At 71.9% G+C, this 20,086-nt stretch carries 16 protein-coding genes; 5 read left to right on the plus strand and 11 right to left on the minus strand.

Translation table 11 applies throughout. The features are described from left to right. Nucleotides 1–69 precede the first annotated feature (69 nt). From AC5L3C_RS16610 to AC5L3C_RS16620, 3 genes are all read right to left on the minus strand, one after another. A complete protein-coding gene (locus AC5L3C_RS16610) occupies nucleotides 70–717 on the minus strand; it encodes a PadR family transcriptional regulator (RefSeq protein WP_493649674.1) in 648 nt (215 codons plus the stop codon). Between the two features lie 76 nt (nucleotides 718–793). Next, nucleotides 794–2,254: an aldehyde dehydrogenase family protein gene (locus AC5L3C_RS16615; protein ID WP_493649675.1), complete on the minus strand. Its 1,461-nt coding sequence runs from the start codon at nucleotides 2,252–2,254 to the stop codon at nucleotides 794–796. A gap of 112 nt (nucleotides 2,255–2,366) precedes the next feature. After that, complete coding sequence (locus AC5L3C_RS16620; RefSeq protein WP_493653904.1) at nucleotides 2,367–3,203, minus strand: Sco1979 family transcriptional regulator; 837 nt, start codon at nucleotides 3,201–3,203, stop codon at nucleotides 2,367–2,369. 375 nt (nucleotides 3,204–3,578) lie between these two features. On the opposite strand from AC5L3C_RS16620, the gene AC5L3C_RS16625 reads away from it, so the two are divergent. Beyond that, nucleotides 3,579–4,079 carry an ATP-binding protein gene (locus tag AC5L3C_RS16625; RefSeq protein ID WP_493649676.1) on the plus strand — a complete coding sequence of 167 codons (501 nt, stop codon included), beginning with the start codon at nucleotides 3,579–3,581 and terminating at the stop codon, nucleotides 4,077–4,079. Between the two features lie 140 nt (nucleotides 4,080–4,219). Here the strand turns inward: AC5L3C_RS16625 and AC5L3C_RS16630 are convergent, their stop codons facing one another. After that, a complete protein-coding gene (locus tag AC5L3C_RS16630) occupies nucleotides 4,220–4,504 on the minus strand; it encodes a DUF397 domain-containing protein (protein ID WP_125505018.1) in 285 nt (94 codons plus the stop codon). Nucleotides 4,505–4,858: 354 nt separating this feature from the next. Here AC5L3C_RS16630 and AC5L3C_RS16635 point away from each other — a divergent pair, with 354 nt between their 5' ends. After that, nucleotides 4,859–5,434, plus strand: coding sequence for a hypothetical protein (locus tag AC5L3C_RS16635; protein ID WP_493649677.1), 576 nt, complete (start codon nucleotides 4,859–4,861; stop codon nucleotides 5,432–5,434). Nucleotides 5,435–5,460: 26 nt separating this feature from the next. Here AC5L3C_RS16635 and AC5L3C_RS16640 read toward each other — a convergent pair whose 3' ends face one another. Next, a complete protein-coding gene (locus AC5L3C_RS16640) occupies nucleotides 5,461–6,594 on the minus strand; it encodes a DUF2786 domain-containing protein (RefSeq protein WP_493649678.1) in 1,134 nt (377 codons plus the stop codon). 79 nt (nucleotides 6,595–6,673) lie between these two features. Between AC5L3C_RS16640 and AC5L3C_RS16645 the strand changes: the two genes are divergently transcribed. Beyond that, nucleotides 6,674–7,423 (plus strand): Clp protease N-terminal domain-containing protein, encoded by a 750-nt coding sequence (locus AC5L3C_RS16645; protein WP_493649679.1) that lies wholly within the window; start codon nucleotides 6,674–6,676, stop codon nucleotides 7,421–7,423. Between the two features lie 281 nt (nucleotides 7,424–7,704). After that, nucleotides 7,705–9,405 (plus strand): bifunctional 3'-5' exonuclease/DNA polymerase, encoded by a 1,701-nt coding sequence (locus AC5L3C_RS16650; RefSeq protein WP_493649680.1) that lies wholly within the window; start codon nucleotides 7,705–7,707, stop codon nucleotides 9,403–9,405. Here the strand turns inward: AC5L3C_RS16650 and AC5L3C_RS16655 are convergent, their stop codons facing one another. Continuing rightward, nucleotides 9,406–12,486 carry an AfsR/SARP family transcriptional regulator gene (locus AC5L3C_RS16655; protein WP_493649681.1) on the minus strand — a complete coding sequence of 1,027 codons (3,081 nt, stop codon included), beginning with the start codon at nucleotides 12,484–12,486 and terminating at the stop codon, nucleotides 9,406–9,408. 188 nt (nucleotides 12,487–12,674) lie between these two features. Beyond that, nucleotides 12,675–13,571, minus strand: a complete 897-nt coding sequence (locus AC5L3C_RS16660) for a glycosyltransferase family 2 protein (RefSeq protein WP_125505023.1) — start codon at nucleotides 13,569–13,571, stop codon at nucleotides 12,675–12,677. 436 nt (nucleotides 13,572–14,007) lie between these two features. Here AC5L3C_RS16660 and AC5L3C_RS16665 point away from each other — a divergent pair, with 436 nt between their 5' ends. Continuing rightward, nucleotides 14,008–14,664 carry a helix-turn-helix transcriptional regulator gene (locus AC5L3C_RS16665; protein ID WP_493649682.1) on the plus strand — a complete coding sequence of 219 codons (657 nt, stop codon included), beginning with the start codon at nucleotides 14,008–14,010 and terminating at the stop codon, nucleotides 14,662–14,664. A 98-nt stretch (nucleotides 14,665–14,762) separates the two neighbouring features. On the opposite strand, the gene AC5L3C_RS16670 is transcribed toward AC5L3C_RS16665, so the two are convergent. From AC5L3C_RS16670 to AC5L3C_RS16685, 4 genes are read right to left on the minus strand one after another with little or no spacing between them, the layout of a single operon-like run. Next, the gene (locus tag AC5L3C_RS16670; protein WP_125505025.1) at nucleotides 14,763–15,080 is read right to left on the minus strand and encodes a RedY/HapK family protein; all 318 of its coding nucleotides are present in this window, start codon (nucleotides 15,078–15,080) and stop codon (nucleotides 14,763–14,765) included. A 20-nt stretch (nucleotides 15,081–15,100) separates the two neighbouring features. Continuing rightward, nucleotides 15,101–16,276, minus strand: coding sequence for an L-prolyl-[peptidyl-carrier protein] dehydrogenase (gene redW, locus AC5L3C_RS16675; RefSeq protein WP_493649683.1), 1,176 nt, complete (start codon nucleotides 16,274–16,276; stop codon nucleotides 15,101–15,103). Next, the gene (locus AC5L3C_RS16680) at nucleotides 16,273–19,083 is read right to left on the minus strand and encodes a beta-ketoacyl [acyl carrier protein] synthase domain-containing protein (RefSeq protein WP_493649684.1); all 2,811 of its coding nucleotides are present in this window, start codon (nucleotides 19,081–19,083) and stop codon (nucleotides 16,273–16,275) included. The genes redW and AC5L3C_RS16680 overlap by 4 nt, the downstream gene beginning before the upstream one ends. A gap of 57 nt (nucleotides 19,084–19,140) precedes the next feature. Next, entirely contained in the window at nucleotides 19,141–19,833 is a 693-nt protein-coding gene (locus AC5L3C_RS16685) for an AfsR/SARP family transcriptional regulator (protein WP_493649685.1), read from the minus strand. Between the last annotated feature and the right edge of the window lie 253 nt (nucleotides 19,834–20,086).

Genomic DNA, 20,086 nt, shown 5'->3' on the forward strand with positions numbered 1-20,086 from the left:
CTCCCTTGCTAGTCAAACTTGACTACCCGCCCGCAGCATAATACCCGCCCTAGCGGTGGTCAAACTTGATTAATGCGCATCCCCAGGATGCGGCTCCCGTTCCCCGGTCGCGAACGGGTTCTCCTCGCCGTCGGCCAGCACGCCGACGAACGGCTCACCCTCCCCGGCGAACGTGTACGCGCCGCCCCTGATCCGTTCGATGAGCCCGCGGGTCCACGCGGCCCCGGAGTCCGCGGAGTGGACCCAGAAGTCCATGATCTCCCCGATGTGCCCCAGCTGACCGGGGCCGTCCTCGGGGATGTAGTACTCGGTGACGGCCCTGCGCCACTCCTCGATCGAGCGCATCCGCCGCTCCAGGAGGGCGAGGGCCTCGGCGCGGTCGAGGTCGACCATGAGGCCGAGCCCGGCGGAGAGCACGTCCGGCTTCTGGTCGTAGGAGGTCAGCGCCTCCCGCAGCAGCCGGAAGTACTCCTCGGTGCCCTGCTCCGTGACCTCGTACTCCGTGCGCGGCGGGCCGCCGGCCGTGGACGGGGCGACCTCGTGCGCGTGCAGCAGTCCCTGTTTGGCCATCTGCTTCAGCGCGTGGTAGATCGAGCCGGGCTTGGCGTTGGACCACTCGTGCGCGCCCCAGTACTCCAGGTCGTTGCGCACCTGGTAGCCGTGGGCCCGCCCGTGCTGCCGCACCGCGCCCAGCACCAGGAGACGGATCACTGACATGCGCACCAGAGTAGGCCGCACGGGGCCGCCACCAGGAGCGGCCCCGCCATCCACGGGCCGGTGCGGGCGCGGGGGCTCAGAAGGGGAAGCCGCTGCGGCCGTGCTGGACGGAGATCCACTTCGTCGTGGTGAAGGCGTCCAGCATCGTCTCGCCGTTCAGCCGGCCGATGCCCGAGTGCTTCTCGCCGCCGAAGGGGACGATCGGCTCGTCGTGCACGGTGCCGTCGTTCACGTGGAACATGCCGGTGTCGATCTGCTTGGCGAAGTTCACACCCCGCTCGATGTCACCGGTGTGCACGGCGCCGCTCAGCCCGTAGGGCGTGTCGTTGACGAGGCGTACGGCCTCCTCCTCGCCGTCGAACGGGACGAGGAAGACGACGGGGCCGAAGACCTCCTGCCGGAGCAGCGCCGAGTCCGCGGGCAGGCCGGTGAGCACGGACGGCTCGACCAGGTTGTCGGTGCGGTTGCCGCGCACCAGGGCGGTGGCGCCCTCGGCGAGCGCCTGCTCGACGGCGCCGGAGACGACGTCCGCCTGCCGGGAGTTGATCACCGGGCCGATGACGGTTTCCGGGTCGCGCGGGTCGCCGGCCTTGAGGGACTTGACCTTGGCGACGAACTTCTCGGTGAACTCGTCGGCCACCGCGCGGTCCACCAGGACGCGGTTGGCGGCCATGCAGACCTGCCCCTGGTGGACGTACCGGCTGAAGACGGCCGCGTCCACGGCGTAGTCGACATCGGCGTCGTCCAGGACCACCAGGGCACTGTTGCCGCCGAGTTCGAGCACCGAGCGCTTGAAGTGGGTGGCGCAGACGGTCGCCACGTGGCGGCCGACCTGGTCCGAGCCGGTGAAGGAGATGACCTTGGGGACCGGGTGCTCCAGGAAGGCGTCGCCGATCTCGGCGATGTCCGTGATGAGCACGTTCAGCAGTCCGCCGGGCAGGCCGGCGTCCTCGAAGATCTTCGCGACCAGGGTGCCGCCGACGATCGGCGTGTTCTGGTGCGGCTTGAGCACCACGCCGTTGCCGAGCGCGAGCGCGGGGGCGACCGACTTCAGCGACAGCAGGAACGGGAAGTTGAAGGGGCTGATCACGCCGACGACACCGACCGGCACGCGGTAGACGCGGTTCTCCTTGCCGTCCACCGGCGAGGGGATGATCCGGCCCTCGGGGCGCAGTGCCAGGTGGACCGCCTCGCGCAGGAACTCCTTGGCGAGGTGCAGCTCGAAGCCCGCCTTCAGACGCGTACCGCCGAGCTCGGCGACGATCGCCTCGGCGATCTCCTCCTCGCGCTCCTCGACCAGTCTCAGCGCCTTCTCGAACACCGCGCGGCGGGCGTACGGATTGGTCGCCGCCCAATCCTTCTGCGCGCGGGCGGCCGCCCGGTACGCCTGATCGACCTCGTCGACCGTGGCTATGGTGACCGACGCCAGCTTCTCGTCGTCGTACGGATTGAAGTCGATGATGTCCCAGGAGCCCGTCCCCGGACGCCACTCACCGTCGATGTACTGCTGAGCCAGGTCGGTGAAGTACGACGACATGTGATCCCTCGATCCTTGCTGCATCAGCAGAGCACTGACTGACCGACTGCGCGTTCTGAGTGCACGTCATCGTACTTGCGTTTCATACGAGTTGAAGGCGATCTTTGGACACTCAGGACAGTTGCAGCAGTCCGCGGAGAAGGTCCCGGCTCTCCGAAGGGCCCGGACTGTCGTGCTGGAGCTCCTTGAGCGCCTTCTCGTACTGCGCCACGTCCTCGGCCTTGTCCAGGTACAACGCGCTGGTCAGCTGCTCCATGTACACGACGTCGGACAGGTCGGACTCGGGGAAGCTCAGGATGGTGAACGACCCCGACTCCCCGGAGTGGCCGCCCAGGCTGAACGGCACGACCTGCAGCCGCACATTGGGCCGCTCGGAGATGTCGATGAGGTGCTGGAGCTGACCGCGCATCACCGCGCGGTCACCGTACGGCCGGCGCAGCGCGGCCTCGTCGAGGACGACGTGGAACTCCGGGGCGTTCTCGGCGACCAGGTACTTCTGGCGCTCCAGCCGCAGCGCCACCCGTCGCTCGACATCGGCGTCGCTCGCGCTCTTCATCCCGCGCCGCACCACCGCGCGGGCGTACTGCTCGGTCTGGAGCAGGCCGTGCACGAACTGCACCTCGTAGGCGCGCAGCAGCGAGGCCGCGCCCTCCAGTCCCACGTAGGTGGGGAACCAGCTGGGCAGGACGTCCGAGTAGCTGTGCCACCAGCCGGCGACGTTGGCCTCCTTGGCGAGGGAGATCAGCGAGGTGCGCTCCTGCTCGTCCGTGATGCCGTAGAGGGTCAGCAAGTCCTCCACGTCCCTGGTCTTGAAGCTCACCCGGCCCAGCTCCATCCGGCTGATCTTCGACTCGGAGGCGCGGATCGAGTAGCCCGCCGCCTCGCGCGTGATCCCCCGCGCCTCACGCAGTCGCCTGAGTTGTGATCCGAGCAGCATGCGCCGCACCACCGATCCCGGCTCTCCCGCGCTCACGTTCGCCAGCCTCCCCAACGTCTTCAGGGCCCGCAGTCTGCCACTAAAACACTCCGAGCTGTACTCGTCCGGTTACGGAAACGGAATCCAGCCGAGCCTTTCGCTCAGGAAGCGGTACGGAAAGGGCAGAGAAGGAGCACCGAAGGGGCAAGAGGGCAGCCAGGCGAGGGGGTGAAGATGACGGAAAAATTGGCCAACAAACCAGTACGGGCAGGGTGATTCCGGTCAGCTGCACGTGCATCTGCCCTTGCATCTGCTGTTCGCATCCGAAACCATGGTCCCCGCACCACCGCCGCTCGCTACGACCGCGAATTCCCGGGAGTGCCTCGCATGGGGACGAATGGATCGACCATGCTCGAGCCGTTACGGCAGGGCCTTCCGCCGCTGAACCTCGCGGCCGCCTCCGACGCCGCCTCCTGCGCCCTCCCGGCCCGCTACGAAGCGGTGCGCGACGCACGCCGGTTCACCCGCAAGATGCTCGACCAGTGGGACCTGAGCGACCGTTTCGACGACGTGTGCCTGGTGGTGTCCGAGCTGGTCACCAACGCGCTGCGGCACGCCGTACCGGGCGGCCCCCCGAGACCGGGGCCGCAGGAGCCACCGGTGCGGCTGCATCTGCTGCGCTGGAGCGAGCGGCTGGTGTGCGCGGTGCGCGATCCCAGCGACGAGAACCCCGTCGCCCGCGACTCCGACGACTTCTCCGCCGAGTCCGGCCGGGGGCTGTTCCTCGTCGAGTCGTTCAGCGACAGCTGGGGCTGGCACCCGCTGGCGGGCGCGCTCGACGGCAAGGTGGTCTGGGCGCTGTTCCGCCTTCCACGGCCCGCCGAGGGGCCCGGTACCCGCGGGGTGTGACACGCCGCGGCACGTCGGCACGGCGTGCGTCTACGCGCGTCGCCGCCGCTCGTGACCCCGGTGCCGTCGAGGCCCCGCGCGCGGCGGCCGTGTGAGCCGTCCGCGCGCGGGGGCCCGTGCCGTCCGCGCGCGGGGGCGTCTCAGCCGAGGACCAGGTGGTCGAACTCGCCGTCCTTCACACCCAGCAGCATGGCCTCGATCTCGGCGCGGGTGTAGACGAGCGCCGGTCCGTCGGGGAAGCGGGAGTTGCGCACCGCCACGTCCCCGCCCGGCAGCCGGGCGAACTCCACACAGGAACCCTGCGAGTTGCTGTGCCGGCTCTTCTGCCAGGCCACGCCGTCGAGCCCGGTGGCAGCCATGCCGTTGTACACGCCGGGCGCGTCGGCACCGTCGTACACGTCACCGTCGAACACGTCGTGGTTCACAGGTCGCTCCCCGCTGATGCACTGGCTGATGTGGCCATTGATGCAATGGTCAACTGACCCGGATCATAGCTTCGTTCACGTGCAGATGCATGGGCAGATGCACGTGCACGTGGGGTGTTCCCGCGATTACAGTGTCGCGGTCGTGCCGTGCCGTCTTGACGGACGCTTTACCGAAGGCCCGCTGCTTTGTAGACGCACGCGAGGGCTGTTGTGTTCCATCCTGTGCCGTTTCGGTGAAGGGGGTCGCCGAGGGTGCGAGGTGTGTCACGGAGGGCTGGCCGGGCGGCGTGCGGTTCCTGTTAGCTGACGGCGGTCGACCGGTCGGCGGGGCCGGCAACAGGCAGGGGGACGGCAGTGACTTCGGAGGCTTCGGTGCACTCGATGGACGCGATCGGCGGGGCGCGGGGACCCCGAAGGCAGCGGGGGCCGCGCTCCCGGCGTGCCCGGGTGGCCGCCGCGTCCCTGGGACTGGCCGCCTCGCTCGCGCTGACGGCGTGCAGCGGGGACGGGTCCGACGACGCGGACGACGCCCCGTCGAACTCCACCCCGTCCGCCACGGCGACCGCGGACTCCGGCGGCGGCACGGGAGGGTCCGGAGCGAGCACGGCCCCGGCGAGTGAACTGGAGGGCAGCTGGCTCACCACGGCCGGGGGCAAGGCCGTTGCCCTGATGGTCACCGGCGACCGCGCAGGTCTCTTCGCCACGGGCGGGCCCGTGTGCAGCGGCAGCACCCAGGAGGAGGCCGGAACCCGGTCGATCAGCCTGACGTGCGACGACGGAAGCGAGGAGCGGGCCAGGGGCACGGTCGCGTCCGTCGACGACACCTCCCTGAAGATCACCTGGGAGGGCTCCCTGGGCACCGAGACCTACACGAAGGCCGAGGGCGGCAAGCTTCCGACGGGGTTCCCGACGGCGGGGCTGGGCACCTGAGCACCGCCCGCCGGTCCGGCGGGGCGTCAGGGAAGCGGCCGGCGCGAGTCGACCCGGGCGTCGTCCGCCGCGCGGGAGCCCTCCTGCCAGCCCGCCGCGTCGCTCACGCCGCGCAGCCGCGTGGTGGTCGTCTCCGGGAACAGACGGTCGGTCCGGTCGGCGACCGCCACCGCGCGGGAGGCGAGCACCGGGAGCAGGTCCTCGCTCACCGGTGATCCGGCGGCGGCCGCGAGCCGCGTCCCCACGCGGTGCGCGTAGGCCGCGAGGAAGGACTGCCGGAACGTCTTGGTGCGCTTGCGTCCGCCCGCGCGCTGCGCGGCCTCCGCCTTGGTCATCGCGACGGTGGCCTGCACCAGCAGTGAGGTGTGGAGGAGTTCGACCGCCTCCAGGTCGGAGGCGAAGCCGACCACGGTGGAGAAGCCGAGGGGTTCGTTCCACACGGCCCGGCAGTGGTTGGCGCCGGCGACCGCGTCCAGCAGCACCGCCTTGGCCTGCTCGTAGGGCGGCTCCACCCCGATCCGGCAGGCGCCCGGTGTCCCGGCCGCGGGCGCCCGCGCGGCGACCAGCGCCTCGTCGAGGCTGTGCCGCGCCATCAGCTCCTGCGCCTTGGCGCTGAGCGCCTCCGCCTCCTCCGGGAACCCCGTCGCCTCCGCCTTGGCCAGCAGCGCGCGGATGCGGCCGGAGACGCGGGACTCCGGCCTCCGGTCCGCCGGACCCGGGTCCGGCGCGTCGTCGAGGGGGTCGAGGACCGGCAGGCGCAGCAGCAGACGGTACAGCTCCAGCACGGCCGTGGCGTGCGAGAAACGGTCACCGCGCGGGGCTGCGCCGGGGTACTCCGCCGCGCGGGCGTCGATCCGGGCCAGCTGTGCCTGCCAGCGCGGCCCCCGGGAACGGTCGTCGCGCGGCGCCTGCGCGCGGATCAGCGCCTCGGCCAGCCGCACATGGACGTCGTCCAGTTCGCGCCGGACGATCCGTACGACGTCGGCGGGCTGCCAGCCGCGCCGCCAGGCGGCGGCCACGAACTCCTCGCCCCGCCGGGACAGCTCCCCGTCGGCCGCCGGGTCGGCGGCGAGCAGGGAGGCGCCGGTGTCGAGGGCGGTGTCACCGGTGTCGTGGAGGGCGGCCCGGAAGGCCCGTTCGACGGTGCTGGACGTACTCACGAGCCGATGGTGCCACGACGTCACCCAGAAGTGTCAACTCGAGGTTGACACCCCCCCGCTGTCAACTTACGGTTGACACATGACGACGAACCCCGCCATCAAGTCATCCGTACGCCTCGACGACCTCATCGCGGCCATCAAGAAGGTCCACGAGGAGCCCCTCGAACAGCTCCAGGACGCGGTGCTCGCCGGCGAGCACCTCGGTGACGTCGCCGACCACCTGATCGGCCACTTCGTGGACCAGGCCCGGCGCTCGGGCGCCTCCTGGACGGACATCGGCAGGAGCATGGGCGTCACCCGCCAGGCCGCCCAGAAGCGCTTCGTCCCCCAGGGAGGCAACGACCCCGACCCGAGCCAGGGCTTCGACCGCTACACGCCCCGCGCCCGCAACACGGTCATGGCCGCGCACAACGAGGCCCAGGCCGCGCGCAACGCCGAGGGCCGTCCCGAGCACTTCGTCCTCGGTCTGCTGGCCGAGCCGCAGGGCCTGGCGGTCAAGGCGATCACCCAGCAGGGCGTGACCGTGGACGCGGTCCGCGAGGCCGCCCGCGCGGCGCTCCCGCCGGCCGTCGAGGACGCCCCCGAGCTCGTGCCGTACGGCGCGGCGGCCAAGAAGGTGCTGAAGCTGACCTTCCGTGAGGCCCTCCGCCTGGGCCACAACTACATCGGCACCGAGCACATCCTGCTGGCGCTCCTCGAGCACGAGAACGGCGAGGGCCTCCTCAGCGGCCTCGGCATCGACAAGGCGGCCACCGAGCGGTACGTCACCGAGGTGCTGGCGCAGTACGTCGAGACGCGCACGGAGGACGGACCCGCGCAGGAGGGCTGATCCGGCCGGACCCTGTGCACGGCCGTCGCCCCGGCCGCCGGTCCGGTCGCCGGGGCCTCTCTGCCCCTGATCGGCGGACCGCTGTTCGCCGCGCGGAAGGGCACGCGGCCCAGGCCAGCCGGGAGGGGCACGCGCGTGGAGCACGGTTTCGGTTCCGCGCGGGGCGTCCCGGCTGTGCGGGTGCCGGTCGGGACGTGTGATCCGCTGCTCCGGCGAGGGCTCCGACTCGGGGAACCCCCAGGTCAGGGGCTGTTGTCAGACCCTGCTGCCACACTCGCGGCATGGCCGACAGGTGGGCGCTCGCTCCGGCCGAGGAAGGCGGCGTGGACGTCGCTCCCCTCGGTCCGGACGGGCTGCCCTCCGGGCCGGTGCGGCGGGAGGCGGACCTCGCCGAGGCCGTCCGGAGCCGTCCCGGAGTCGCGCGGTGGGTGTGGCGGTCCACCGCCGAGGTCTACCCGCGCCTGCTCGCCACGGGGGTGCGAGTGGAGCGGGGATACGACATCGAGGCCGCCGAGACCCTCCTCCTCGGCCATGAGGGGCGGTACGGGGAACCCCGTTCGGCCGCGGCCGCGCTGGCCCGGCTGCGCGGGGGCCCCGTACCGCCCGATCCGCCGCAGCGGCACGCCGAACCGGGCGCCCAGTCACCGCTCTTCGAACCCAGCGGCACTCCCCTGCCGCTGACCGACCTCCTCGCCGTCTACGCCGAGCAGCAGCGGCGGACGGACGCCACCGCGCACCCCGACCGGATGCGGCTGCTGACCGCCGCCGAGTCGGCGGGGATGCTGGTGGCCGCCGAGATGAACCGCGCGGGGCTGCCCTGGCGGGCGGACGTGCACCGCGCGGTGCTGCACGACCTGCTCGGCGAGCGGTACGCGGGCGGTGGCGAACCCCGCCGGCTCGCCGAGCTCGCCGACGAGGTGTCCGCCGCCTTCGGCCGCCGGGTCCGGCCCGACCTGCCGGCCGATGTGGTCAAGGCGTTCGCCCAGGCGGGCATCAAGGTGTCCTCGACCCGCCGCTGGGAGCTCGAAACCGTCGAGCACCCCGCGGTCAAGCCGCTGATCGAGTACAAGAAGCTGTACCGGATCTGGGTCGCGCACGGCTGGTCCTGGCTCCAGGACTGGGTGCGCGACGGCCGCTTCCGGCCGGAGTTCCTTGCCGGCGGGACGGTGACCGGCCGCTGGGTGACCAACGGCGGGGGCGCGTTGCAGATCCCCAAGGTGATCCGCCGCGCGGCCGTCGCCGACCCCGGCTGGCGGCTCGTGGTCGCCGACGCCGACCAGATGGAGCCGCGGGTGCTGGCGGCCATCTCCCGCGACCCCGGCCTGATGGAGGTGGCCGGCCGGGAGGCCGACCTGTACCAGTCGGTGTCCGAGCGTGCCTTCTCCGGCGACCGCGCGCAGGCCAAGCTCGCCGTCCTCGGCGCGGTCTACGGCCAGACCTCCGGCGACGGCCTGAAGAACCTCGCCGCCCTCCGGCGCCGCTTCCCCAGGGCGGTGGCCTACGTCGACGAGGCCGCCCGCGCGGGCGAGGAGGGCCGGCTCGTGCGGACCTGGCTGGGCCGCACCTGCCCGCCGGCGGCCCGCGCCACGGACGACGCGGCGGAGGAGGCGGGCATCCCGCTCGCCTCCCCCGCCGAGGACGACCGGAGCGCCGAGGCCCGCCCGTGGGTCCCCGGCTACGCCTCGACCGACGCCCGCGCCCGCGGCCGCTTCGCCCGCAACTTCGTGGTCCAGGGCAGCGCCGCCGACTGGGCGCTGCTGTTGCTCGCCGCGCTGCGGCAGACCCTCGCCGGCATGGCGGCCGAGCTGGTCTTCTTCCAGCACGACGAGGTGATCGTGCACTGCCCCGAGGAGGAGGCGGCGACGGTGGCGGAGGCGATCCGGCAGGCCGCGGACCTCGCCGGCCGGCTGACGTTCGGCGAGACACCGGTGCGCTTCCCGTTCACGACGGCGGTGGTGGAGTGCTATGCCGACGCCAAATGATCAGTCCGCCGCCCGAGCGCCCGCCAGCAGCTCCCGCAGCTCTTCCACCACCGTCTGCTCATCGGTCCCGTCCAGCGCTTCCAGCGCGGACCGCCACTGCTCCCGCGCCTCGCCGGTACGCCCCAGCTCCCGCAGCAGCAGCCCGTGCTGATGGCGGGCCAGGCCCCCGGTGTAGCGGTCGGCGCGGGCGTCCGCGCCGCGCAGCAGCGCGGTGCACTCGCGGACGGCCCGGTCGCAGTGCCCCAGCAGCCGCAGGGCGCGGACCAGGCCGAGCCGGGTCTGGGACTCGCCGTGCCAGTCGCCGTCCCCGCCGAGGATGCGCAGGCTCTCCTCGAAGTGCGGCAGCGCGGCGGCCGGTTCGCCCAGCCGGAGGTGCGCGTAGCCGATGTTGCAGTGCGCGGAGTGCTGCACGATGACCGCGCCGATCTCGTCCCCGATGGCGAGGGAGCGCCGGTGCTGCTCGATCGCGGCCCGCGGATCGGTGTGCTCGTACAGGTTGCCCAGGTGGCTGCGGGTGACGGCCTCGCCGTAGGGGTCGTTCAACTGCCGTGAGTGGGCGAGGCTCTGCCGCAGCGCCCGGCCCGACTCGGTGTACCGGCCCAGCCCTTCGAGCAGCAGACCGCGGTTGTTGAGCGAACGCCGGATCCACGAGACGACGCCGAGCCGCTGCCAGATCTCCAGGGCGCGGTCGGTGAGGGCGAGGGCGTTGCTGTGCCGGCCGGTCAGGAAGTGGAACCCGGCCAGGTCGCCCAGCGCGTACCCCTCGGCGGCCTCGTCCCCGAGCCGCCGCGCCACCTGGAGCGCCGCCCGCCCGAGCACCTCCAGTTCGGGGACGCGGCCGCGGCGCAGGAGGGAGGGGTACAGGAGGCGCAGCAGCACGGAGAGGTGGGCGTCACGGCGGTCCGGGGCACCCGCGGGGCCGGTGGTGCCGCCGGCGTACCGCTCGGCCAGGGTGACGATGTTCTCCAGCTCCCGGTCGCTCCAGGCGAAGGCCGCCGCGGCGTCGGCGAACGGGGGCACGGTGTCGACGTACGCGGTGTGGCCGGGCGGCTGGGACGGTGTCGGGCGGCGGCGGTCCTCCAGGTCCGGGCCGGGTTCGGCGACGGCGGCGAGGACGCGTTCGGCGACGGCGGCGTACCAGCGCAGGGCGGTCTCGGCGGCGTCCTCGTGGGGACCGGCGGGCGTGCCGGCACCGGCGCGTTCCCGGGCGAAGTCGCGGACCAGGTCGTGCGGGACGTACTGGCCGTACGCCGTCTCCTCCATGAGGGCCACGTCGACCAGCCGGTCCAGCGCGGCCCCGGCCCGGCGCTCGTCGGTGCCGGTGAGCCGGGCCATCAGGGGGGCGCCGTAGCCGGGCAGGTCGAGCGCTCCGATGCGGCACAGGGCGCGGGCCGCGTCGCGGTCGGCCTCGCGGTCGGAGACCCTGAGCGCGTCGTGGGCGACGGCCAGCGAACGGCGGACGCTCAGATCGTCGTACTCCAGATGGGGCAGCCGGCTGTCGCTGTCGGAGAGCTGCCCGGCGAGCGCCTCGGGAGTGAGGGCCCGGCGCGCGGCGAGCCGGGCCGCGACGACCCGCAGGGCCAGCGGGAGCCGGCCGGTGAGCGCGACGAGCGGATGCCCGGCGTCGAGCCCGTCCCGGCCGGAGACCGCCCGCAGCAGGGCGGCGCTCTCCTCGTCGGTCAGCGGGGCGAGGGGGACCCGGACGGCGCCGTCGAGTGCGGCGAGCGGCGAGCGGCTGGTGACGATCACCGCGCAGCCGGCGCCCGCCGGCAGCAGCGGCCGTACCTGCGCGGCGTTCGCGGCGTCGTCCAGCACCAGGAGGGTGCGGGTGGGCGCGAGCAGGGAACGCAGCAACGCGGCGGCCGCGTCGGGGTGTCCGGGGATGGCGCGGGGGTCGGTGCCGAGGTCGCGGAGGAGCGCGGTGAGGGCCTGGGCGGGGGTGAGGGGCGTCATCCCCGGGGTCGCGCCGTGCAGGTTGACGTAGAGCTGTCCATCGATGAAACGTTCCTTCATCGTATGGGCGGCCTGTAGCGCGAGCGCGCTCTTGCCGACGCCGGCGGTCCCGCAGATCACGGCCACGGGAGGCACGTCCGGCCGCGGGGGGCGGGTGAGCACCCGGCTCAGCCGGTCCTGTGCGCACCGGCGTCCGGTGAAGTGGACGGGGGGTGGGGGGAGCTGGGCGGGACGTGGCGGGGTGGCGTTGGTGCTGCTGCCGGCGTCGGTGCCGGCGCTGTGGGGCGGGTCGTGCCCCTGGACCTCGGGTTCCCCGTCGCCGCTCCCCCGCAGCACCTCCACGTGGGCCGCGCGTACGCCCGGCCCCGGTTCGATGCCGAGTTCGTCCACCAGGCGGGCGCGCAGATCACGGTGGACCACCAGCGCCTCCGCCTGGCGTCCGGTGCGGTGCAGGGCGAGCATCAGCTGCCGGTGGTACGCCTCCCGCAGCGGATGCTCCGCGGCCAGCGCCGCCAGCTCGGGCACGAGGTCGGCCAGGCGCGCGCCGCCCAGGGCGAGTTCGGCGTCGTAGCGCCATTCCAGGAGCAGCAGCCGCGCCTCGGACAGCCGCCGCACGAGAGCGTACCCACCGGTCTCCGGAGCCAGCCCGGCCAGCGGGGCGCCCCGCCACAGCGCGAGCGCGACCGTGCACTCCCGCACCACGCGCTCCCAGTCGCGCGCGGTGTGCGCGGCACGGGCCGCGGCGGTGCGGGCGTCGAAGACGTGGACGTCCAGCTCGCCGTCGTCCACCCGCAGCGTGTACCCGGTGGGCACGGTGGCCAGCCGCTCGGGGTCGTCGAGCAGCCGCCGCAGCCGGGCCACGTGATTGTGCAGCGAGGGCTGCGCGGAGAGGGGCGGCGCCGCGCCCCACATCGCGTCCTTCAGCGCGTCGACGGAGACGACGCGCCCGGCGTCGAGCAGCAGCACCGCCAGCAGGACACGGAGCTTGGGGCTGCGGATGTCCCGCACGCCGCCGTCGGGGAGGTCACGCCCGTCCCCGCCGTCGTACAGGACCGGCGCTCCCAGCAGTCCGAACCGCAGCCCGCGCCGTGTCACGCGCACCACTGCCTTCCGGGTGACGGGGGACATCCATTGGCCACATGTTAGCGATCCGTTGGCAAGTTCTGATGTGATCACTTCATCGGACCCGGCCCGGGGGTGCGCGCGTAGAACGCGCAGCTCGGGGGAGTGCCACCGTCGCGGCCCGGTCCGGAAACGAGGGTTCCCGGTCGACGAGGTGAACGACCGGGCCCTCGGTCTTCCCGCACCCGGCGGGGTCAGATCACCGGCGGCCGTCCGAGCCGGGTGAGCCGCCACACCGTCCGCCAGCGCATCGCCCGCCGCTCCCCGGCCGGCTCCCGCCACCCCTCCGCGAACCCGCCGAACCAGGCACGCAGCCCGCGCGCGGAACGGTTCCGCGCCACGGTGAGCAGCATCCACACGCCGAGATGCACGGGCACGAGCGGGAGCGGCAGCCGCCGCCGGGCCAGCCAGACCCGGTTCCGGGCGTTCACCCGGAAGTAGATGGCGTGCCGGGCGGGCGAGGTCTTCGGGTGCTGGAGCAGCAGTTCGGGTGCGTAGAGGATCCGCCACCCGGCGTCGACGGCGCGCCACGCGAGGTCGGTCTCCTCGTGCGCGAAGAAGAACTCCCCCGGCCAGTCGCCGATCTCGTCGAGCATCTCCATCCGCAGCGCGTGCCCGCCGCCGAGGAAGCCGGTGACGTAGCCGCCCTTCATCGGGTCCGCCTTCCCGAGGCGCGGCACATGCCGCTGCTGGGTCTCCCCCAGCTCGTCGGCGATCCGGAATCCGACGACCCCGAGCCGCGCGTCGGCGGAGTAGAGGTCCCGCACGCGGCGCAGCACATCGGCGTCGACGAGCAGACCGTCGTCGTCCAGCTCCACGACGACGTCCACGTCCCCGAACTCCCGCAGCCGCTGGATGCCCACGTTCCGTCCGCCGGGGCAGCCGAGGTTCTCGTCCAGTTCGACGGTGGTGACCTCGCCGGGCAGGGACAGTCGCTCGGCGAACTCGGGCAGCGGACAGCCGTTGCCCACGATCACGATCCGCGCGGGCGGCACGTCCTGCTTCGCCACGGACTCCAGCAGGGCGTCCACCTCGGCCGGCCGGTTCCCCATGGTCACCACGGCGACGGCGATCCTCGGCGTCGTCTCCATGCCCTCACCCCAACTCGACCGGCCTGCTCGTGACGGGCGTTGCCCACCGTTCACGGTGGGGACGCCTCGAGTACGCACAGTATCGAACCCGGTGAAGCGGACGCGGTCGCGGTGGACGTCGTCCCGGGGCCCGCCGGCGCCGGGCCCCAGGGCCGTGCCGACCCTGACCAAAAGCCAGGAAGTACAAACTCGACGCGCAAGTGATCGCACCGCGAAGATGTGAGTGCACCGTACAGAAATCCGGCAGGATTAAGGGTCGCCGTGATAGCGTCTGACTGGCGTTTTGACACCCGGGGAGAAGAATGCTGACGAACGTCTCGGTCGAAATGCTTCATCGACTGTTGCGCAGTCCGAAAACCAACACCTGCTCTCTCCGAAGCAGAATCCCACAGTCGAAACATCCGCTTCCGGATCATGGCGGGCGGCACATTACGCGATGAGCGTCCGATTACTCGTGTGCTGTAGCAACACCATCATCGGAGCGGGGATTCAGGCACTACTGGAGCAGTATCATTTCAAGGCCAGCGTGGAGGCATCGGTGCGCCGCGCCATCACCGTGGCCGTCGAGACGGCACCGGAGGCCGCTCTCGTCGTCTCCCCGCTGCTCACCGTCGACGATCGCCGGGAGCTCGCCGAACTGGCGGCCCACAGCAGAGTCATTCTGCTCTGCAAACCGGAGAACGCGCATCGCGCGCTGGAAGTACTGCAGATGCGGGTGCGCGCGGTGCTCTCGGTGGAGAGCACCGTGGAGGACCTCATCCACGTGATCAGGACGGTCACCGAGGTGAACGCCATGGTGCTGCCGGACGAGGCTCGCTGGTCACTGGAGTTCGCCGCCACCCACCCGGCCGCACCATCGGCCGCGACGGGCTCCAAGCTCACCCGACGTGAGCGCGAAGTCATGCTGCTGCTGTCCCAGGGCAAGTCCAACGCCGAGATCGCCGAGCGGCTGACCGTCTCCAGCGCGACCATTCGGTCGCATGTGCATCACGTCCTGCAGAAACTGAACGCGCGGACGCGCGCCCAGGCGATCGCCATCGCCTACGAGTCGGGCCTCATCGACGCGATCACGCAGCAGGACGGGAGTTCCTGAAACGAGGAAGAGCCGCCCACGCCGATGTCGTGCACCGTCAGGTGCAGTCGCGGCCTGGGCGGCTTGTGGTGCCGGGGCAGGGAACAACACCGGGTGTGTCAGCCCGCGGAATATCCTGGTTCTATCCGGTCCCCGGAAATCTCGTCCACCACGGACGCCATGGTGTCGAAAGCGGCGACAAGAGACTGGAACACCTCGGTCTTCATGTCCCGTTCGAACTCCTCGGGACCGGTCACCGAAATCACTTCAAAATAATGGAAGGCGGCATTCGCATCCACTGCGGCACGGTGCACGGCAAAAGAGATCAAACTGGGTAGTTCGGGCGCGGCTCGGTAGTCGCTCTCCCGTACCCAGGTCTCGAACCGGACGGGATCGATTCCCTCGTGCAGTCGGATGCGATGAACGATGACGTGCATGCTCTTCCAGCCCCTTCCGCTCAGCGCCGACGCGCTCGGCGGCGCTCGCCCAGGCCCAGTTCACGGGCGATGTTGTTCTTCTGGATCTCGTTCGTTCCGGAGAAGATCCTGGCCGGCAGGGCATCACGGAGCAGCGACTCCGCCTCGCCGTCGAGAATCCCCAGCGCGCCGCGCAACTGGATCGCGTCGAGCCCCAGTTGCACTGCCGCCTCGCTCACCACGAGCTTGGCGAGGGCGGGGCCGATCCTGTCCTCGCTTCCCGTGTCGATCCCACGCGCCGCCCGGTACAGCATCAGCCGGGCGGTCTCGTACCGCGCGAGCATGTCGACGACCCGGTGGCTCACCGCCTGGAATCCGCCGATGGCCGTACCGAACTGTTCCCGCTCCTGCACGTGGCGGAGCGTGGAGTCCAGCGTGCGCCGCATGCTTCCCAGATAGATGCCGAACAGGCAGGTCCGCTCCCACTTCATCGACGTGGAGAAGACCACGGCGCCCGCGCCCTCCGAGCCCAGCATGTTCGCCGCGGGCACCGGGCAGTCGGTGAAGCGCACATCGGCCATCGGCGACCCGCGCAGCCCCACCTTGTCGTAGGGCCGCCCGACCGTCAGCCCCGGCGTACCGGCCGGCACCAGGAAGGTGGTCAGGCCGAAGAAGCCGCCGCCGTCCCGGGTGGCCGCCTGCACGACGAAGAGATCCGCGACCGGGGCGTTGGTCGTGAAGCACTTTTCCCCGCTGAGCACATAGTGGTCGCCGTCACGCCGCGCGCGGGTCTCCAGGCTCAGTGCGTCGGAACCGGCTCCCGGCTCCGTGATGCCGTGGGCCGCGATCAGTTCCCCGGAGCACAGGGGCGGCAGCCAGCGGTTCTTCTGCTGCTCGGTGCCGAACTCCACGATGGGCATGACCGCGGCGAACAGATGCGCCGCCACGGAGAAGGCAAAGCCGGTGTCCTGGCTGCCCTCCCCGAGCGCCTCCATCATCGCGGCCGCCTCGACGGCGCCGAGGCCGCTGCCTCCGTAGGCGACCGGGACGCTGCTCCCGACAAGTCCCTGTTTGCCGGCCGACTCCCAGCGGCGCCGGAAGCCGTCCGGATCGAAACCGGCCGCCGCCGGGAGTTCGCGGCGGGCGAACCGCAGGACCATGTCGCGCATGTCCCGCGTCTGCGGATCGAAGTCGAGGTCTGGGATGGAGTTCATCATGGCCCGTCCGTGTGTTCCTCGAGGAGCAGGTGGTAGTCGATGCCGCCGGTTCCGAAGGAACTCACGGCTGCCCTTCGCGGCTCTCCGTCCGGAGTCGTCCAGGGGGCGGCAGCGGTGCGTATGCGCGCGGGAATGCGGTCCAGCGCCAGGTCCGGACTGAGGGTGCGCAGGCCGGTGTTGGGGGGAACGGTCGCGGTCCGCACCGCGTGCAGCGCACGCAGCAGGCCGGTCCCGCCGGCCGCCGCGAAGGTGTGGCCGAAGAACGACTTGGCACTGCCGATGTCCAGCGGCCGCCGACGCGGCACGGCACCGTAGACCTGCGTCACCGCCGCGATCTCCACTCGGTCGCCGACACGGGTGCCCGTGCCGTGTGCCTCCAGGTAGCCGACGTCGGACGGGTCGAACTCGACCTGGTCGAAGGCCTGGCGCATGGCAGCCGCCTGGCCCACGGCGTCCGGCGCGATCAGCGACTTCGCGTCGTTCGCGGCGCCGATGCTGCGCAGCAGGCCGTGCACCGGATCACCGTCCCGCAGCGCGTCCTCGTACCGCTTGAGCAGGAAGAGCGCGCAGCCGTCCCCGGGGGAGAACCCGTCGGCGGCCTCGTCGAACGGGGTGATCCGGTCGTGCGACAGCAGGCCGAGCGAGGAGCACAGCACCATGTCACGGGCGTTGCAGGGAAGTTCGACACCACCGGCCAGCGCGTAGTCGACCGCGCCCGAGCGCAGCCGGCCGACTGCCAGGTCCAGCGCGGCGAGCGACGAGGCGCACGCCGCCTCCACGGCCACAGGCACGGCGTCCAGGGCGAACTCGTTGGCGATCAGCGCCGCGATGCCGCTGGCCAGGGAGCCGTCGAGCGCGTGCGTGAGGTCCACGTCCGCGCCGGTGCCCGTCCGCTCCCGGACGAGCCGGAGCACCTCCCCTCTCGCGCGGGCGGTCAGCGGGCCGAGGGCGTTCAGACCCTCGGCCACCTCTTCCAGCACATCGGCGGCGAGCAGGGAGTTGAGGCGGCGCTCGTTGTGCAGCCCCAGGTTGCTGCCGACCGCGATCAGACCGGCGCCCGGCAGTTCACCGGAGGGGGACCCTCGCTGGGCGAAGAGTGCGGCGGCGACGCCGAGCGCCACCCGCTGGGCCGTGTCCAGAGCGGCGTAGCGGCCCGGCGGGAGGCTCAGTCCGGGCGGGGGCCCGACCGGCCTCGGCAGGGGCGCCCCCTGGTCGCTGTAGGAACGGTCGAGGCTGATGGCTCCCGGCGCGTGGTAGAGGTGCCGGTCGAGCACGTCGTCCGGCACCGGTCCGACCATGGTCCGGCCCGCCAGCATGCGTGCCCAGAACGTCTCCGCGTCCGGGGCCCCGGCACACCGCCCGGCGAAACCGACCACGGCGATCGGCTCCGGCCCGGTCCTGCTCGCGCGTGCCCGGCTCACCGGCCGGACGACCTCGGCGGCTGCTCGGCCGCCGCGCCGCGGGGCCCGGTACTCCTCCATGACGATGTGAGCCACCGTTCCGGTCAGCGACGATCCCAGCAGCGCCGCCCGGCGTGGCCCGCCACCGGGCGGTTCCGGCCAGTCCTCGGTGTCGGCCACCGCACGGAAGGCGTCCCCCTGCGGCAACCGCGCTGTTGTTCCGCCGCCGGGCAGTGTGCCGTGGTACAGGGCCAGTGCCACCTTGCTCACCCCGGCCACCCCGGCGTTGGCGAGGGTGTGACCGATCCGCTCCCGGACCGAGCCGACCGCCACGGATCCGGGCTCCGAGCGGCCGAACAGGGCGGTCAGCGCCTCCTCTTCGGCCTGCGACCCGGCACCGGCGCCGTACCGCGAGCACTCGGCGTACTGCACGGTGCCGGCCGCCGTCGCGTCGGCCCGACGCCCGGCGACGGCCGCCTCCTCCCACAGCCCCGCCCGGGTCGGGTACCGGAAGACGCCGGGGCGGCCCTCGTGCCGCACGCCGCACGCGCGCACAGTGGCGTACACCCGGTCGCCGTCCCGCTCGGCGCACGAGAGCCGCTTCAGCAGCAACGCGCCGACACCCTCACTGAACGGGCCCTTGCCGGCGAAGGCCTGCTCTCCGATCCCCTTCGCGGCGAAGGCCCGCGCCGCGAAGGGGCCCTCGTGCCGCTGTCCGGCGATCAGAAGGACGGCATCCGTCAGTCCGGCGCGCAGAGTGTCCGCGGCGTACGCCAGTCCCATGTGCGAGGTGACGTCGGCGGACTCCAGCGCGAACGTCCTCCCGCGCAGTGTGAAGGCGGAGGCCACCCGCGCCGGGATGCTGCTGACGAGCTCTCCCACTTTGTCGTGCGGCGACGCGCCGAGCCGGCGGATCAGCGCGGCGCGGAACTCCTCGGCGATGCCGACGCCCCCTGGCCGTGCGTCATCGCCGTACGCCGAGAGCGCCCGCTCGAGTTCCTCGGCATAGCGGGCGCCCTCGACCCTCAGGGCGTTGGCGTACTGGCGGTCGAGACCCAGGCACGTGCCCACCACCACGTCGACACGGTCCGACGGCAACGGCCGTCGCCGGTAGCCCGCGTCCGCCAGGCACTGACGGGCCGCCTCGAGCGCGAGGACCTGCATCCGGGACATCGACCCGGTCTGGGCCGGTGGGATCCCGAAAGCGGTGACATCGATGTCAAGATCGCCGAGTCCGTCCGCGGTGGAGAGCCCGGCATCATCGGTCGCCGGGGCGGTCAGGTACCGCCAGTAGTCCTCGACCCCACGGGCAGCCGGGTACAACGCCGCGATGCCCGCCACGGCGATCGGCTCGGACGCGGCCGAGAGGTGGTGCTCCTCGGGACACGCGCGCGACTCAGAGGTCATGATGAACGCCCCGTTCCCGACCGGGCCGGCCGCCGGCCATATCGGCGCGCCACCCGCTCACAGGCCACTGACGAGGGTCAGCGCGGGATCCTGCGCCAGGATCTCCGCGTGCCGACGCTGGAGGCGTTCCCCGGGTCTGACGCCCAGTTCCGTGTCGAGACGCTGGCGGGCCAGCCGGAACTGCTCCAACGCGTCGCTCTGCCGTCCGGCCTGGTACAGCCCCAGCATGAGCAGGTCGCAGAACTCCTCCCGCAGCGGGAACTGGGCCACCAGCTGGTGCAGTTCGGCGATCGCCCGAGCGTGGTCCCCGAGCATCATGCGGGCCCGCATCTGATCCGCCAGAGCCGAGATCCTCGTCTCCTCGAACAGCTGAGCCGCGCTGCGGCAGCGCAGCCCGTCGCCCGCGTCCAGCAGCGCCGGACCACGCCACAGGGTCAGCGCCGAGTCCAGCAGCCTCAGTGCCTGTTCGGGATCGGTCGCCAGCCTCGTCTTGGACCGGGACACCAGGTCGAGAAACCGATGCCCGTCGACATCCTCCCGAGGCACCTCCAGGACATAGCCGTTGGGTACGGAACGCAGCACGGTGCTTCCCTTGGTGCCCGCCTGGCCCTGTAACGCCCTGCGTACCCGGGTGGCATGCGCCTGCAGGGCGTTGCGCGGATTACGGATGGTGTCGCCCGACCAGAGCTCGTTGGCCAGGTCAAGGTGAGAAACGGCCTGCCCGGTCTCCATGGCAAGGGTGGCGAGCATGGCCCGGACTTTTATGGATCCCACCGCACGCTGCTGATTGTTCACCGTGACGGATACAGGACCGAGAAGATCTATATGCACAGCGTATCCCCATTATGCTTCGCGGTCTCACGCGAGAACACGTCGGCGCGGGCGCCAGGCATTCACGCATCAGAAAATGAACACCCAAGACTTTTGTCAAGGGTGCCCGAATGGGCATTTTGGACATTGCGCACTGAGATTTCAAAGATTCGCCCGAGGGTGGCAGCACATC

Source organism: Streptomyces speibonae (assembly GCF_984686075.1).

Coding starts and splice junctions, on each gene's coding strand:
- AC5L3C_RS16645 (WP_493649679.1), top strand. CDS start 6,674: ATGACGACGAACCCCGCCATCAAGTCATCCGTACGCCTCGACGACCTC.
- AC5L3C_RS16615 (WP_493649675.1), bottom strand. CDS start 2,254: ATGTCGTCGTACTTCACCGACCTGGCTCAGCAGTACATCGACGGTGAG.
- AC5L3C_RS16655 (WP_493649681.1), bottom strand. CDS start 12,486: ATGTCCCCCGTCACCCGGAAGGCAGTGGTGCGCGTGACACGGCGCGGG.
- AC5L3C_RS16685 (WP_493649685.1), bottom strand. CDS start 19,833: ATGCTCGCCACCCTTGCCATGGAGACCGGGCAGGCCGTTTCTCACCTT.
- AC5L3C_RS16665 (WP_493649682.1), top strand. CDS start 14,008: ATGAGCGTCCGATTACTCGTGTGCTGTAGCAACACCATCATCGGAGCG.
- AC5L3C_RS16650 (WP_493649680.1), top strand. CDS start 7,705: ATGGCCGACAGGTGGGCGCTCGCTCCGGCCGAGGAAGGCGGCGTGGAC.
- AC5L3C_RS16670 (WP_125505025.1), bottom strand. CDS start 15,080: ATGCACGTCATCGTTCATCGCATCCGACTGCACGAGGGAATCGATCCC.
- AC5L3C_RS16625 (WP_493649676.1), top strand. CDS start 3,579: ATGCTCGAGCCGTTACGGCAGGGCCTTCCGCCGCTGAACCTCGCGGCC.
- AC5L3C_RS16660 (WP_125505023.1), bottom strand. CDS start 13,571: ATGGAGACGACGCCGAGGATCGCCGTCGCCGTGGTGACCATGGGGAAC.
- redW (WP_493649683.1), bottom strand. CDS start 16,276: ATGATGAACTCCATCCCAGACCTCGACTTCGATCCGCAGACGCGGGAC.
- AC5L3C_RS16680 (WP_493649684.1), bottom strand. CDS start 19,083: ATGACCTCTGAGTCGCGCGCGTGTCCCGAGGAGCACCACCTCTCGGCC.
- AC5L3C_RS16610 (WP_493649674.1), bottom strand. CDS start 717: ATGTCAGTGATCCGTCTCCTGGTGCTGGGCGCGGTGCGGCAGCACGGG.